Source organism: Mycobacterium sp. RTGN4, assembly GCF_033804635.1.
In the GTDB taxonomy this organism is placed as follows: Bacteria; Actinomycetota; Actinomycetes; order Mycobacteriales; family Mycobacteriaceae; genus Mycobacterium.
In genome coordinates this window covers 83851-97669 of sequence record NZ_JAPZLB010000016.1, presented here as the reverse complement: position 1 = coordinate 97669, position 13819 = coordinate 83851, and the positions used below count along the sequence as shown (strand labels likewise).

14 protein-coding genes are annotated in these 13819 nt (G+C 66.7%); 11 read left to right on the top strand and 3 right to left on the bottom strand.

Going from position 1 to position 13819, the window contains the following annotated elements:
* Positions 1-15 precede the first annotated feature (15 nt).
* A complete protein-coding gene (locus tag SLQ30_RS27345) occupies positions 16-609 on the top strand; it encodes a nitroreductase family protein (protein ID WP_319449932.1) in 594 nt (197 codons plus the stop codon).
* On the opposite strand, the gene SLQ30_RS27340 is transcribed toward SLQ30_RS27345, so the two are convergent.
* Together SLQ30_RS27340 and SLQ30_RS27335 are read right to left on the bottom strand one after the other, a co-directional pair.
* Positions 606-1592, bottom strand: a complete 987-nt coding sequence (locus SLQ30_RS27340) for a linear amide C-N hydrolase (protein WP_319449931.1) — start codon at positions 1590-1592, stop codon at positions 606-608. The genes SLQ30_RS27345 and SLQ30_RS27340 overlap by 4 nt on opposite strands.
* A 39-nt stretch (positions 1593-1631) precedes the next feature.
* The gene (locus tag SLQ30_RS27335) at positions 1632-2099 is read right to left on the bottom strand and encodes a hypothetical protein (protein ID WP_319449930.1); all 468 of its coding nucleotides are present in this window, start codon (positions 2097-2099) and stop codon (positions 1632-1634) included.
* Between the two features lie 147 nt (positions 2100-2246).
* Between SLQ30_RS27335 and SLQ30_RS27330 the strand changes: the two genes are divergently transcribed.
* The 10 genes from SLQ30_RS27330 to SLQ30_RS27285 all read left to right on the top strand — a co-directional run bounded on the left by SLQ30_RS27330 (position 2247) and on the right by SLQ30_RS27285 (position 12692).
* Positions 2247-3500 carry an ammonium transporter gene (locus tag SLQ30_RS27330; protein WP_319449929.1) on the top strand — a complete coding sequence of 418 codons (1254 nt, stop codon included), beginning with the start codon at positions 2247-2249 and terminating at the stop codon, positions 3498-3500.
* A 104-nt stretch (positions 3501-3604) separates the two neighbouring features.
* Complete coding sequence (gene glnT / locus SLQ30_RS27325) at positions 3605-4915, top strand: type III glutamate--ammonia ligase (protein WP_319449928.1); 1311 nt, start codon at positions 3605-3607, stop codon at positions 4913-4915.
* Between the two features lie 71 nt (positions 4916-4986).
* Positions 4987-5877 carry a glutamine amidotransferase gene (locus SLQ30_RS27320; protein WP_319449927.1) on the top strand — a complete coding sequence of 297 codons (891 nt, stop codon included), beginning with the start codon at positions 4987-4989 and terminating at the stop codon, positions 5875-5877.
* Positions 5865-6551 (top strand): protein glxC, encoded by a 687-nt coding sequence (locus tag SLQ30_RS27315; RefSeq protein ID WP_319449926.1) that lies wholly within the window; start codon positions 5865-5867, stop codon positions 6549-6551. The genes SLQ30_RS27320 and SLQ30_RS27315 overlap by 13 nt, the downstream gene beginning before the upstream one ends.
* Positions 6548-7897: an FMN-binding glutamate synthase family protein gene (locus SLQ30_RS27310; protein WP_319450000.1), complete on the top strand. Its 1350-nt coding sequence runs from the start codon at positions 6548-6550 to the stop codon at positions 7895-7897. The genes SLQ30_RS27315 and SLQ30_RS27310 overlap by 4 nt, the downstream gene beginning before the upstream one ends.
* Positions 7894-9090, top strand: coding sequence for an FAD-binding oxidoreductase (locus tag SLQ30_RS27305; protein WP_319449925.1), 1197 nt, complete (start codon positions 7894-7896; stop codon positions 9088-9090). The genes SLQ30_RS27310 and SLQ30_RS27305 overlap by 4 nt, the downstream gene beginning before the upstream one ends.
* Positions 9091-9101: 11 nt before the next feature.
* Positions 9102-9749 carry an XRE family transcriptional regulator gene (locus SLQ30_RS27300; RefSeq protein ID WP_319449924.1) on the top strand — a complete coding sequence of 216 codons (648 nt, stop codon included), beginning with the start codon at positions 9102-9104 and terminating at the stop codon, positions 9747-9749.
* 3 nt (positions 9750-9752) lie between these two features.
* A complete protein-coding gene (locus SLQ30_RS27295; RefSeq protein ID WP_319449923.1) occupies positions 9753-10259 on the top strand; it encodes a hypothetical protein in 507 nt (168 codons plus the stop codon).
* A 176-nt stretch (positions 10260-10435) separates the two neighbouring features.
* On the top strand, positions 10436-12256 hold the full coding sequence (gene leuA / locus SLQ30_RS27290) for a 2-isopropylmalate synthase (RefSeq protein WP_319449922.1): 1821 nt from the start codon (positions 10436-10438) through the stop codon (positions 12254-12256).
* 49 nt (positions 12257-12305) lie between these two features.
* A complete protein-coding gene (locus SLQ30_RS27285; protein WP_319449921.1) occupies positions 12306-12692 on the top strand; it encodes an SHOCT domain-containing protein in 387 nt (128 codons plus the stop codon).
* A gap of 69 nt (positions 12693-12761) precedes the next feature.
* Here the strand turns inward: SLQ30_RS27285 and SLQ30_RS27280 are convergent, their stop codons facing one another.
* Positions 12762-13781, bottom strand: coding sequence for a DEDDh family exonuclease (locus SLQ30_RS27280; protein ID WP_319449920.1), 1020 nt, complete (start codon positions 13779-13781; stop codon positions 12762-12764).
* Positions 13782-13819 lie beyond the last annotated feature (38 nt).

The window sequence follows — 13819 nt, the reverse complement described above, 5'->3', positions numbered from 1 at the left end:
GTAGCGTGGATCACCATGCATGACGACCGGTCGGCCGACACGTCCGTGCCGATCCACCCCCACCTTGCGGCGCGTTGGAGCCCACGCGTGTTCGACCCCGACGCGGTGGTGACCGGCGCGCAGCTCATGGCGCTGTTGGAGGCGGCGCGTTGGGCTGCGACCTGGGGAAACCGCCAGCCCGTCCGTTTCGTGGTCGGATTCCGGGGCGACGACACCTTCAATGCGCTGGCCGAGACGCTGAAGCGAGGCAACGCCTACGCCCAGGCCGCGGGCGCCCTGATCCTGGTGTGCGCCGACGAGGGGCCCGACGAGAGGACGGCGCTCTATTCGGCCGTCGACGCGGGAGCCGCCATCGCACAGCTGACCGTCGAGGCGGTGTCGCGTGAACTGGTCGTGCACCCGATGGCAGGCTTCCAACCCGACGCGGCGCGGGAGGCGTTCGACATCCCCGAGGGCGTGCGCCCGTTGGCCGTGGTCGCGGTCGGCACGCTTGGCGACTACGCGTCCGCCGACCAGAAGCTCATCGAGCGCGATGCGACGGCGCGTGAGCGGCTGCCGTTGAAGGACGTCGCATACACCGGCCGGTGGGGACGGTCTGCCACCTTCTAAGCCGGAATGCCCAGGAACGAGAACGGCTCGGCCTTCTCGAACTTCGAACTGGCGTCGCCGGCGTAGATGGTCTCCTCCCCCTTGCCGAGGCTGAGCTTCAAGACCGGGGCGCCCTCGGCGAAGTCGATGTTCTTCAATTCCACCCAGAACGTGTTGGGCGACAACGCCGACTCGAAGAAGTAACGGCGATCCTTGTGGTCTATGACCGTGCGCCAGCGCGTGGTCGAGATGTTCGGCTCGTCGGCCGTCGTGATCCCGTAGGGCACGGACGCGTTGCGCACGACGCTGAACACCGACGCGGTCGCCAGCAGCGGGTCGTCGGTCTTGGGAACCGCGTTCACGTAGAACGACGCGCGCACGAACCGGTCGGCAGCGCGGTTGGTGCCGGGGAGCATCACGGTTCCGCCGATCTCCTCCCAGTACTCCGTGATCGCGAGCTGCTTCGAGAAGACCGGCGAGTTCGTCATCACCTGGTACTGCCTGCCGTGGTGGATCACCTGCTGCCCGCCGATGTACTCGACGATGGCGCTGTCGCCGGACGGATCCGACATCGCCAGGTGCAGCGTCGCGAGCCGTTCTTCGCCAGGGACCTCGAGGCTGGCCACCCGCAGCGGCGTCGCGGTCAAGGCGGATACCGCCTCGGCGACCGACGCGAAGTTGTCCAGCACGTACTGGCCCCAAATCGCGATCGAGACGGCAGGCCCGCCGGCGGTGTCGGACGGATACTCCGATTCCGCCAGCCACAGCAGGTTGACGGCCAGCCCGGCCTCGTTGAGTCCGTCGGTGGTGCAGATGTCGTAGCCCGTCGCGACGACGCTCCCGTACTTGGCGGTCCACTCGACGGACTCCGGGCCGGCCTGCCCGTTGCGCTTCACACCCTTGGGCAGGGCATAGAGATTGGTCCCGAGCTCCAGTTTCCAGTCCATCGAACGACCGGTGACGACGCGATCATCGGTTCCGAGGTAGACCACCCGTGTGCACACGCGGTCAGGGTACCGAGCGCGTCGCCCCGGGAGCCGGAGTCACGACGAGCACGTCGTCGCCAGCTGTTTGACCCGCGCTTCGAACTCGTCGTTGAACGCGGCGACCGCCATCGCCGCCGGGGGCGGCGCGGCCCCGGGAGCGGTGTGCGCGCTCTGAGCGTCGAAGTCGATCCGGGCTCGGACGAGTCGATCCGCGGTGTGCGCCACCTCGGTCGCCTGGCCTGCAAGCTCGGGCGAGGTGACCTTGGCCGCCCGATCGGCGAGCCCGTCCGCCCAGGCTTGGTAGTCGAGTGCGCTGGGCTCGGTCGCCGCCTCATGGGACCTGGGTGCGGGGACGTGAGTTTTGGCGTTCATGGCGTCGATCTGAGTCTTGTTGAACGACAGCAGTTCTTGCACGGGAGCGCATTGCGCTGAGGACGGCCCGCGGAAGAACAGCCACCAGACCCCGGCTGCTACGACGATGGCCACCAACACCACCACGGTCGTCAGTGGCCGCACTCGTTTCACGCCTAGATGCTGACACAGTCGATTCGATCGTCGGGCGTCGGCGCTGTTTACATCACAGCAACCTCGCAATCCTGTCTACGTAACAGAAACATTGGTTACTGCCAGTGATCGGTCCCAAGGGGGACCGCACCACTCCAGGAGTTGTTGATGGATACAGGAACCACGGCATTCATGCTGTGTTGCATCATTGGCCTCACGCTGATGATTCCCGGGCTTGCGCTGTTCTACGGCGGCATGGTCTCGGTCAAGAGCTCGACCAACATGATGATGATGACGTTCGGCGCGGCGGCGCTCGTCGGCGTGTTGTGGGTGCTGTTCGGCTTCTCGATGACATTCGGCACCTCGCACGGCGGCTTCGTCGGCAGCATCACCGAGTTCGCGGGGATGAAGGACCTGCTGGAGACGCAGACCACCATCGCAGGCCTGCAAGTCAGTCTGTTCGCTCTGTTCCAGGCCTTGTTCGCGGCCATCACCGTCGCCCTGGTCTCGGGTGCGGCGGCCGACCGGATGAAGTTCAGCGCGTGGATGGTCTTCGCGGGCCTCTGGGCGGTGCTGGTGTACTTCCCCGTCGCGCACTGGGTGTTCGCCTTCAACGGCGTCGTGACGCCCGACGCGGTCGGCGGCTGGATCGCCAACAACCTGAAGGCGGTCGACTTCGCAGGTGGCACCGCGGTTCACATCAACGCAGGCGCCGCCGCCCTCGCCGTCGCGATCGTGCTCGGCAAGTCCGCGAGTTGGGGCACGCTGCGCAAGCCGCACAACGTGCCGCTGACGCTGCTGGGCGCGGGCCTGCTGTGGGCCGGTTGGTATGCATTCAACGGCGGCTCGGCGCTGGCCGCGGGTAACTCCGCGGCCATCGTCATGGTCACGACGTTCGTGGCGACCTGTGCCGCCACCCTGGCCTGGCTGGCGGTCGAGAAGCTCAAGGACGGACACGTCACCGGTGTCGGCGCCGCGGCCGGGGCCATCACCGGCCTGGTCGCCATCACCCCGGCGTGTGGTGCGGTCACCCCCGTCGGCGCCATCATCCTTGGCCTGATCGCCGGTGCGATCTGCCCGTTCGCAGTGGGGCTCAAGTCGAAGTTCGGCTACGACGACTCGCTCGACGTCGTCGGCGTGCACCTCGTCGGCGGTGTCATCGGCACCTTGCTGATCGGCTTCCTCGCCAGCGAGGGCATGCCGAGCAAGGTCAACGGGCTCTTCTACGGCGGCGGCTTCGACCAGCTGTGGCGCCAGGCCGTGGCCGCAGGCGCAGTGATGGTCTATTCGTTCACGATCGCGCTCATCATCGCCTTCGCCATCAAGAAGACGATGGGCATCCGAGTGGCCGCCGAGGACGAGGAGACGGGTATCGACGCCAAGCTGCACCGCGACGCGGCGTACGAACTCCAGCCTGCCTAAGACCAACCCCGATCGGCGCGCTTCGCCCCGCGCCGGTCGGGGTTGCTCGCGCTGCGACGAGTTTCCCCCTGTGATACTTTGATTCCCAATAGGAGACAGGACACATGGCCCCCACCAAACTCGCGGACCTCGCACACGATGCCGAAACACGGTTCATCCTTGCGCTTTTCGTCGATCTGCGGGGCAAGCCCTGCGCCAAACTGGTGCCGGTCGAAGCCATCGACTTGCTTGCGACAGACGGCGTCGGCTTCGCCGGATACGCCGTCGGCGCCATCGGGCAGGAGCCCAAGGACCCGGACATCATGGCGCTCCCCGACCCTGCCTCCTTCACCCCGATCCCCTTCATCAAGGAGGGGTTGGCGATCGTGCATTGCGATCCGCACGTCGAGGGAAAGCCGTGGCCGTACGCGCCGCGGGTCATCCTCAAGTCGCTGATCCAGCGCGCCGCAGACGCCGGCTTCGAACCCTGGGTCGGCGCGGAGGTCGAGTACTTCCTGCTGACCCGAAACCCCGACGGCAGCCTCGCCACGGCCGACACCGACGACACCGCCGCGCAGCCCTGTTACGACGCCCGCGGGGTTACCCGGATGTACGACCACCTGACCACCGTCTCGTCGGCGATGAACTCACTCGGCTGGTCCAACTACGCCAACGACCACGAGGACGGCAACGGGCAGTTCGAGCAGAACTTCCAGTTCGCCGACGCGCTCACCACCGCCGACCGCGTGATCACGCTGCGCTACCTGTTGTCGATGATCGCCGCCGAGCGCGGCATGATCGCGACGTTCATGCCCAAGCCGTTCGCCGACCGCACCGGAAGCGGTCTGCACCTGCACCTCTCGTTGACCAGCGGCGGCCAACCCGTCTTCCCCGACGGTTCCGACGAACGTGGCCTTGGTCTTTCGCCAACCGCGTATTCGTTCATCGGCGGCATCCTCGATCACGCCTCCGCATTGCAGGCGGTCGTCGGCCCAACGGTCAACTCGTACAAGCGAACCGGCGCGCTGACCACCACGTCCGGCGCGTCCTGGGCGCCTAGGCAACCCACCTATGGTGGCAACGACCGGACGCACTACATCCGCGTGCCCGACGACCAACGCGTCGAGCTGCGCGGCGGGGACGGATCGGCCAACCCCTACCTCGCGATCGCCGCGGCGTTGGGCGCGGGCATCGACGGCATCAAACGCAGCGTCGATCCAGGCGCACTGGGCGCCGCCGCCGACCGTGCTGCGCTGCCACCGACGCTGCTCCATGCGGTCGACGAGCTCGAGGGCGACCAGGTGATCACCGGGGTGCTCGACGCCGAAGGCGACGGAGTGGCGGGCTACTACGCCAACCTCAAGCGCGACGAATTCTTCACCTACCACAGCACGGTCAGCCCGTGGGAAGTCGAGCAGTACCTGACCGCCTTTTAGCGATTTGTGGAGTTTCAGTCGCGCTCAGCGCTCCTCAAACACCGCAAATCAACGAGGAAAGGAGCCAAGCGATGTGCGGCATCGTGGGATTGCACTTGCGCACACCCGAGCTGTATCCACGGCTCGGCGAACTGCTCACCGGCATGCTCTGCGAGATGTCCAACCGCGGGAGCGATTCGGCAGGTGTCGCGGTGTACGGCGACCCGGTGTGGACGCCGCCGGGGCGCGGATGCGTATCGCTGCTGTCCATCGACGACGATCCCGAAACCATCAGCAGGTCAATCGGTTCCACGTTCGAAGTCGACGTCGCCACGATCGGTGACATCAAGCTGGTGACCGCAGACATCGCCTCGGAAGACCTGTTGGCCGCGGCCAGGACCGCCTACCCAGGCGCGCTGGTAGCCGGATTCGGATCCGAGCTGGCCGTACTCAAGGGGGTCGGAGACCCCGCGACGCTGACCGAGTCGTGGGGGCTGGCCAAGGCTCAGGGCTGGCAAGGCGTCGGGCACACCAGGATGGCCACCGAATCGGCGGTGACGCCGTCTGGCGCCCACCCGTATGCCGTCGGGCCCGAACAGTGTCTGGTGCACAACGGCTCCTTCGCCAACCACGCCACCATCCGACGTGAATTACAAGCCGGCGGTGTGCGATTCGACAGTGAGAACGACACCGAGGTCGGCGCTCGCTTCGTAGCGAGCCGACTGGCCGAGGGCCGCGACGTGGAGACCGCATTGAAGGAGCTATGCGCCACCTTTGATGGCTTCTACACCCTGCTGGTGTCCAACCGGGATTCGTTCGCCGTGGTGCGCGACGCGATCGCCTGCAAGCCCGCCGTCATCGCCGAGACCGCCGACTGGGTCGCGATGGGCAGCGAGTACCGCGCGCTGGCGGGGCTGCCCGGCGTCGAGCGGGCTGCTATCTGGGAACCGGAGCCGGAGGTGGTCTACGCATGGCGGCGTTGACGAGCTACGACCTCGACGTCACGCCGCTGCGCGAGGTCAGTGCGGCCCTGCACGCGCCGAACCTCAACGGCGAGTTCGTGATCGACCATCCCGCGGGTGGGCACAATGTCGCCGTCGGACTGGACGCTCCGGTGAAGGTCACGATCGCCGGGCACGTCGGCTACTACGCCGCGGGCATGAACCAGCAGGCCGAGATCGTCATCGACGGCAACGCGGGCACCGGCGTCGCAGAGAACATGATGAGCGGCGTCGTGTGGGTCAAGGGCAACGCGTCCCAGTCCGCAGGCGCTACCGCCCACGGCGGACTGCTGGTCATCGAAGGGAGTGCCGCGGCCCGGTGTGGCATCTCGATGAAGGGTGTCGACATCGTCGTCGGCGGCGACATCGGGCACATGAGCGCCTTCATGGCTCAGGCCGGGTGCCTCGTCGTGCGCGGCAATGCGGGTGACGCACTTGGCGACTCGCTCTACGAGGCCAAGATCTACGTGCGCGGGGACGTGGCGTCGCTTGGCGCGGACTGCGTCGCCAAGGAAATGCGTGCCGAACATCATGAGGAACTCGGACGGCTGCTCAAGGCCGCAGGTTTCGGGGAGGACGACACCGCCTCGTACACACGGTACGGGTCGGCTCGGCAGCTCTATCACTTCCACGTCGACAATGCAGGAAGCTACTGATGATTACGGCAGATGACCGCGCCCGCTTGGGCCTTCGCGAGTCCGCGACGTTCGACCGAGCCACCATCGCCGCGATCCAACGGGCGGCCGAAACCGGTATCTACGACATCCGTGGCTGGGGCGCCAAGCGGCCGCTCCCCCACTTCGACGATCTCCTGTTCCTTGGCGCGTCGATGTCCCGGTACCCGTTGGAGGGCTACCGCGAACGTTGCGACACCGATGTGGTGCTCGGTGCCAGAAACGCCAAACATCCGCTGCACCTTGATATTCCGGTAACCATCGCGGGCATGTCGTTCGGTGCGCTGTCGGGACCCGCGAAGGAGGCGCTGGGCCGCGGCGCGAGTGCGGTGGGCACATCGACCACCACCGGCGACGGCGGCATGACCCCCGAAGAGCGCGGCCAGAGCAAGTACCTGGTGTACCAGTATCTTCCGTCGCGGTACGGGATGAACCCCGACGACCTTCGCAAGGCCGACGCCATCGAGGTGGTGCTTGGCCAGGGCGCCAAACCCGGCGGTGGCGGAATGCTGTTGGGCCAGAAGATCTCCGAACGCGTCGCCGGAATGCGCACCTTGCCGCAAGGCATCGACCAGCGCTCGGCGTGTCGGCATCCGGATTGGACAGGGCCCGACGATCTCACCATCAAGATCAACGAGCTGCGCGAGTTGACGGACTGGGCGAAGCCGATCTACGTCAAGGTCGGCGCGACCAGAACGTACTACGACGTCAAGCTGGCCGTGCATGCCGGCGCCGACGTGGTGGTGGTCGACGGCATGCAGGGCGGCACCGCCGCCACCCAGGAAGTGTTCATCGAACACGTCGGAATCCCGACGCTGGCCGCCGTTCCCCAGGCAGTCCAGGCGCTCGCCGAACTGGGCGTGCACCGCAGCGGGGCGGCCGGGAAGAGCGAAGTCCAGCTGATCGTGTCGGGCGGCATCCGCAACGGAGCCGACGTGGCGAAGGCGCTCGCGTTGGGCGCAGACGCCGTCGCGATCGGCACGGCCGCACTCATCGCGTTGGGTGATAACCACCCGCGCCATGCCGCCGAGTACGAAAAGCTTGGCAGCGCAGCAGGTTTCTTCGACGACTTCCAGGACGGCACCGACCCCGCGGGCATCAGCACGCAGGATCCCGAGCTGGCCGCCCGGTTCGATCCTGTCGAGGGCGGCAGGCGGCTGGCCAACTATCTGCGGGTGTTGACTATGGAGGCCCAGACCATCGCGCGGGCCTGCGGCAAGTCGCACGTGCGCCACCTCGAGCCCGAGGACCTGGTCGCCGTCACCATCGAGGCGGCCGCGATGGCGCGGGTGCCGTTGGCGGGGACCGACTGGATCCCTGGGTCGTGAGCGCGACGGCGGACGTCGTCATCGTCGGCGGCGGTATCGAAGGTGCGGCGACGGCGTGGGCGCTGGCCGAGCGCGGTGTCACCGACGTGCTCGTCGTCGAACGCAATACCGTCGGCTCGGGGATGACGGGCAAGTCCTCCGGAATCGTGCGGTGCCACTACGGGGTGAGCTCGCTGGCCGCGATGGCCACCGTCGGACTCGAGGTGTTCGAGCATGCCGAGACACTGTTCGGCCACGACATCGGCTTCCGGCAGCAGGGTTACGTCGTGGGCGTCGGCGAACCGAACGTCGAATCGCTGCGCAAGAGCCTGGCCGCCCAGCGCGCGGTCGGGGTGCAGACCGAGGAGCTCGACGCCGTCGAGGCGGCCAGAATGTGGCCGTTCGCGGACCTTTCGCCGTTCGCCGCCTTCGCATTCGAGCCACGCGGCGGGTTCGGCGACGCGTACCAGACCGCGCAGGCACTCGCGGTCGCGGCGCGAGCTGCCGGGGTGCGCGTCCGGCAGGGCACCGCAATGACGGAGCTGCTGCTCGACGGCGACCGGGCGACGGGTGTGCGGCTGTCTGACGGCACCGAGGTAGCCGCAGGCACGGTCGTCGTCGCCACGGGCGTGTGGACAAGACCTCTACTGGCGCCCTACGGCATCGATGTGCCGATTCGCGTGGTGCGCGAGCAGCTGGTGATGGTCGCTCCCGGAGTGCCGAAGGAGGCCATCAGCGGGCTGCCCGTCTTTTCCGATCTCGTTTCCCTGCAATACATTCGACCGGAGCCGAACGGTGAAGTGCTGTTCGGCAACAGCGACCTCTCCCACGTTCAGGACGCCGATCCCGACGACTACCTCAACCGGGCCACCGACGAATTCGTCGACGTCACCGTCGACCGGGTGAGCACGCGCTTCCCCGGCTTCGCCGACGCCGCGATCACGGGCAGCTACGCGGGCTGTTACGACGTGACGCCGGACTGGAATCCGGTGATATCGCTCACCCAGCTCGACGGGCTCGTCGTGGCCGCGGGCTTCAGCGGGCACGGCTTCAAGATCGCCCCCGCGGTAGGCAAGTTGGTCGCCGACCTGGTGGTCGACGGGCGCAGCTCCGATCCACGGATCCCGGAGACCGACTTCCGGCTCTCGCGGTTCGCCGAGGGCGAGCTGCTCAAGACGCCGTATCCGTACGTCGGTGCGGGCGAAATGCGCTAGACAGGATTCCGATGAGCGACATCCCGCTGCTTCGCAACGAATCCGGCACCGCCCGCGACCGCGACCCGCGTGAACCCGTGGACGACGCAGAGCTCGAGGCCGCCATCGGGCGCAACGTCCGCCAACTCCGCCAACAGCAAGGCCTCACCGTCGCAGACATGGCGGAGCGCGTCGGCATCTCCAAGGCCATGATGAGCAAGATCGAGAACGCTCAGACGTCCTGCAGCCTGGCGACGCTCGCGCTGCTCGCGAAGGGTTTCGACGTTCCGGTGACCAGCCTCTTCCGCGGCGCCGACGTCGAGCGACCCGCAGCCTTCGTCAAGGAGGGCACGGGCGCGCAGATCGTCCGCAACGGCACCAAGGAAGGTCACGAGTACCAACTCCTCGGCTCCCTCCGCGGCGAGCACAAGAGGCTCGAATGTCTGCACGTCACCTTGTCGGCCACGAGCGCCACCTACCCGCTCTTTCAGCATCCGGGCACGGAGTTCATCTACATGCTCGAGGGTGTGATGGACTACGGCCACAGCCGGTCGGTGTACCGCATGCATCCCGGCGATTCGCTACAGCTCGACGGCGAGGGCGCCCATGGCCCAGTCGATCTCGTCCAGGTACCGATCCGCTTCCTTTCGGTGATCGCCTTCCCCGATTCGCAGGTGTAGCCGATGACCGATTCGCAGCTCACGATCGGCCAGTGGTCCTTCAGCGTGAAGGAAGGCGACCACTACACCGATGTCGGCCTGGTCATCGTCGGACTCCCCGATCACGGCGCATTCGACATCGCTGCCGACGTCGGTGAAGGGTGGAGTCGCATCGGGGGGTTCGCCTCTCATCAGGCGGCTGTCGCTGCGGCCGAGCTGATCGCCCGCCTCGCGTCCTCGCGTGAACACGCACGCCTCGGCGGAGACACCGCGGGCTCGGGTCTCGGCGGCGACCACCCCGGCGTCGAATGGGTCACGTCGCTCGGCGAGCACGACGAGCGACCGTTCACCGAGCGGCTCAGCGCACACGGCGTGGCGCGGCTGTGGGTGGCCCCGAGCATCGACGGCTCGGCTTTCGCCGTGATCGACCCAAGCATCCCGGACGGCGTGCTCGGCCAATTGGAGTCCGAGCAGGCGGCCGACGTCCTGGTTTGGATGATCGACATGGTCATCACCGCAGGCCGGGCCTAGTCTGATCGGGGTTTTGGACCCGGGCCATCGCGGAGTACAGTGACCAACGTGCAGCGGTTGCTCCTCCTCGGATGCCGCGGCGGGGTCTGATCTAGACCGGCCTCCCGTCGCGGGGGTTCGTGTTGCGCCGGTCGACCTTTCCAAAGGTCCCACTTAGACAGTCCGGAGCAGGAACCATGAACAACCCCACCACCCCAGTCGCACCTTCGATCGACGCCTATACGTCGGCGCGCACCATCAACACACCATCCGGTGATCCCAACGTCGGCCAGCCCGCATGGAACACGCAGCGCGCGACGTCCATGCCGGTGAGCAGGTACCGACCCTTCGCCGCAGAAGTAGAACCCGTCACGGTGCCCGACCGCACTTGGCCGGACAAGGTCGTCGAAACCGCACCAATGTGGTGCGCTGTCGACCTGCGCGATGGCAACCAGGCCCTGATCGACCCGATGAGCCCGGAACGCAAGCGGCGCATGTTCGATCTGCTGGTCCGCATGGGCTACAAGGAGATCGAGGTCGGCTTCCCGTCGGCGAGCCAGACCGACTTCGACTTCGTCCGCGAGATCATCACCGAGGGCGCGATCCCCGACGACGTGACCATTCAGGTGCTGACGCAGTGCAGGCCCGAATTGATCGAGCGGACGTTCGAGGCGTGTGCCGGCGCACCGAAGGCGATCGTCCACTTCTACAACTCGACGTCAATCCTGCAGCGCCGCGTGGTGTTCCGCGCCGATCGCGAGGCCGTCAAGGCCATCGCCACCGACGGCGCCAAGATGTGCGTGGCCGAAGCCGCGAAACACCCTGGCACGCAATGGCGTTTCGAGTACTCGCCGGAGTCCTACACGGGCACCGAACTGGAGTACGCGAAGGAGGTGTGCGACGCCGTCGCGGACATCATTGAGCCGACGCCGGAGCGGCCGCTGATCGTCAACCTGCCCGCCACCGTGGAGATGGCCACCCCGAACGTCTACGCCGACTCCATCGAATGGATGAGCCGCAACCTGGCCCGCCGGGACTCGATCATCCTCAGCCTGCATCCGCACAACGACCGCGGAACAGCGGTCGCCGCAGCAGAATTGGGCTATCAGGCCGGCGCCGACCGCATCGAAGGCTGCCTGTTCGGCAACGGCGAGCGGACGGGCAACGTCTGCATCGTGACGCTGGGCTTGAACCTGTTCAGCCGCGGCGTCGACCCGCAGATCGACTTTTCCAACATCGACGAGATCCGCCGCACCGTCGAGTACTGCAATCAGCTGCCCGTGCACGAAAGGCATCCGTACGGCGGCGATCTGGTGTACACCGCGTTCTCCGGCAGCCATCAGGACGCCATCAACAAGGGGCTGGATGCGATGAAGGTGAGCGCCGACGACGCGGATGCGGACGTCGACGACATCCTCTGGCAGGTGCCGTACCTGCCGATCGACCCGAAGGACGTCGGCCGCACGTATGAGGCCGTGATCCGGGTGAACTCGCAGTCCGGCAAGGGCGGGGTGGCCTACATCATGAAGGCCGACCACGGCCTGGCCCTGCCCCGACGGCTGCAGATCGAGTTCAGCCAGGCGATCCAGAAGATCACCGACGGCGAGGGCGGCGAGGTGTCGCCCAAGGAGATGTGGGATGTCTTCGCCGACGAATACCTGGGCCCCATCCGGCCGTTGGAGCGCATCCGGCAGAAGGTCGACGCGGCCGAGGTGGACGGCGGCACCGACACCATCACCGCGGTGGTGAAGGTCGACGGCGTCGAGCGGGAGATCGTCGGTACGGGCAATGGTCCGCTCGCCGCATTCGTCGATGCAATTGCCTCGGTCGGCTTCGCCGTCTCGGTGCTCGACTATTCGGAGCACGCGATGTCGTCTGGCGAAGAGGCGCAGGCCGCGGCCTACGTGGAGGCGTCGGTCGACGGAAAGACGGTGTGGGGCGTCGGCATTGCTACATCCATCACCACGGCGTCGCTTCGCGCCGTAGTCTCAGCCGTGAATCGCGCAGCCCGCCGCTAAACTGACGGCGGCGTCAAATGACGCGTATTCATACGTTTAAGGAGTAGACGTGAACTGGGGCTCGACGTGGGATTTCCTCTGGCACTTCCTGATCATCTTTGCGTGGATCGCGTACTTGCTGGTGCTATTCCAGATCCTGACGGACCTGTTCTGGCGTGACCACAAGACCTCGGGCTTCGTGAAGGCGATCTGGGTCATCTTCCTGTTCCTGATTCCGTGGTTCACGGCGCTGGTCTACCTGATCTTCCGCGGGCAGGGCATGTCCGTGCGGGCGCACGAAGCCGCCGTTGCGGCCAAGCAGCAGACCGACGACTACATCAAGCAGGCGGCCGGACGGTCACCTGCCGAGGAGATCGCACACGCCAAGGAACTGCTCGACGCGGGCACCATCTCGCAGGGCGAATACGACTCGCTGAAGGCCAAGGCACTCAGCTAGTTTCGGCTTCACATGAGTTGATCAGCCCGGCCGGGTCTCCCGCGCCGGGCTGATCTGCTGTGGAGCGGCCTAGAAGAGCGTGAACTGGTCGCCGGAGAGCGTGGGATCCGTGAACTGCTCGAGGTCCTTGCCCCCGAGCACGTGATCGAGCAGTCGCATGAACTCAGCGTCCTCGACCAACGGAATGCCCATCTCCGTGGCCTGATAGCCCTTGCCCTGTTCTGGCGTCGGCTCGTTGCAGAGCACCAGCGAGGTCTGCTGGTCGACGGCCTCGGAGTAGGACATGCCTGCGTGCAGGATCCGCTCGATGAGTTCCTCGTAGGTGTGGGCCACCTCCGCGGACAGCGCCACCCGCATGCCCTGTACCAGCGGCCGACCGGCGACGAACCCGCCGGGATTCTCGTATTCGCAGGGCATCCGCGCCGCCACCGTCTTCAACGGCCGGAGCTCTTCGTGGGTGATCTGACCGTTGGGCCAGCTACGCCTGGTCACGGGCCGCACCGGCAGCCACGCCCTGCGCTCGTGCGCGCCTGCCAGCGAAGGCTTCAGGATCTGCGCCAGCACCAGAGCATCGTCGAGCGCGTCGTGAGGCCGCATCTGAGTGACACCCCAGTGCGAGGCGAGCGTCTCGAGCCGCAGGTTGTCGACACCGAGATTCAGCCTGCGCGACAGTTCCACCGTGCACATGGCGCTGTCGATCGGGAGCTCGGCACCGACCAGTTCGGCCTCGGCGGTCAGGAACGAGTAGTCGAAGGCGACGTTGTGGGCCACCAGCGTGCGCCCACGCAATACCTCGACGAGTTGGTGGACGATGTCGGCGAACGTCGGCTGCCCCTCCAGCATCTCCGTCGTCAGCCCGTGAACGTGAGTGGGCCCTGGATCGACCCCCGGATCGAGCAGGCTGGAGAAGCTGCCTTCGACGTTGCCGTCGTCGCCGACCGCTAATGCGGCCACGCTGACGATGCGGGCCTGCCCTGGACGGAAGCCCGTCGTCTCGACGTCCACGACCGCCCAGCCGGCACCGGGCTCAGTGGCTGGCCGGCCCCAGGAGCCGCCCGGCCGGCGAGATTCCGCTCCAGATTGGCTCACATTTCGAGGATGGCACGCTCCCCCGACAAGCCCGTACC

What these genes read in the sequence shown, in the direction of transcription:
- SLQ30_RS27345 (WP_319449932.1), top strand. Translation starts at nt 16, where the DNA reads ATGCATGACGACCGGTCGGCCGACACGTCCGTGCCGATCCACCCCCAC.
- SLQ30_RS27330 (WP_319449929.1), top strand. Translation starts at nt 2,247, where the DNA reads ATGGATACAGGAACCACGGCATTCATGCTGTGTTGCATCATTGGCCTC.
- glnT (WP_319449928.1), top strand. Translation starts at nt 3,605, where the DNA reads ATGGCCCCCACCAAACTCGCGGACCTCGCACACGATGCCGAAACACGG.
- SLQ30_RS27320 (WP_319449927.1), top strand. Translation starts at nt 4,987, where the DNA reads ATGTGCGGCATCGTGGGATTGCACTTGCGCACACCCGAGCTGTATCCA.
- SLQ30_RS27315 (WP_319449926.1), top strand. Translation starts at nt 5,865, where the DNA reads ATGGCGGCGTTGACGAGCTACGACCTCGACGTCACGCCGCTGCGCGAG.
- SLQ30_RS27300 (WP_319449924.1), top strand. Translation starts at nt 9,102, where the DNA reads ATGAGCGACATCCCGCTGCTTCGCAACGAATCCGGCACCGCCCGCGAC.
- SLQ30_RS27295 (WP_319449923.1), top strand. Translation starts at nt 9,753, where the DNA reads ATGACCGATTCGCAGCTCACGATCGGCCAGTGGTCCTTCAGCGTGAAG.
- leuA (WP_319449922.1), top strand. Translation starts at nt 10,436, where the DNA reads ATGAACAACCCCACCACCCCAGTCGCACCTTCGATCGACGCCTATACG.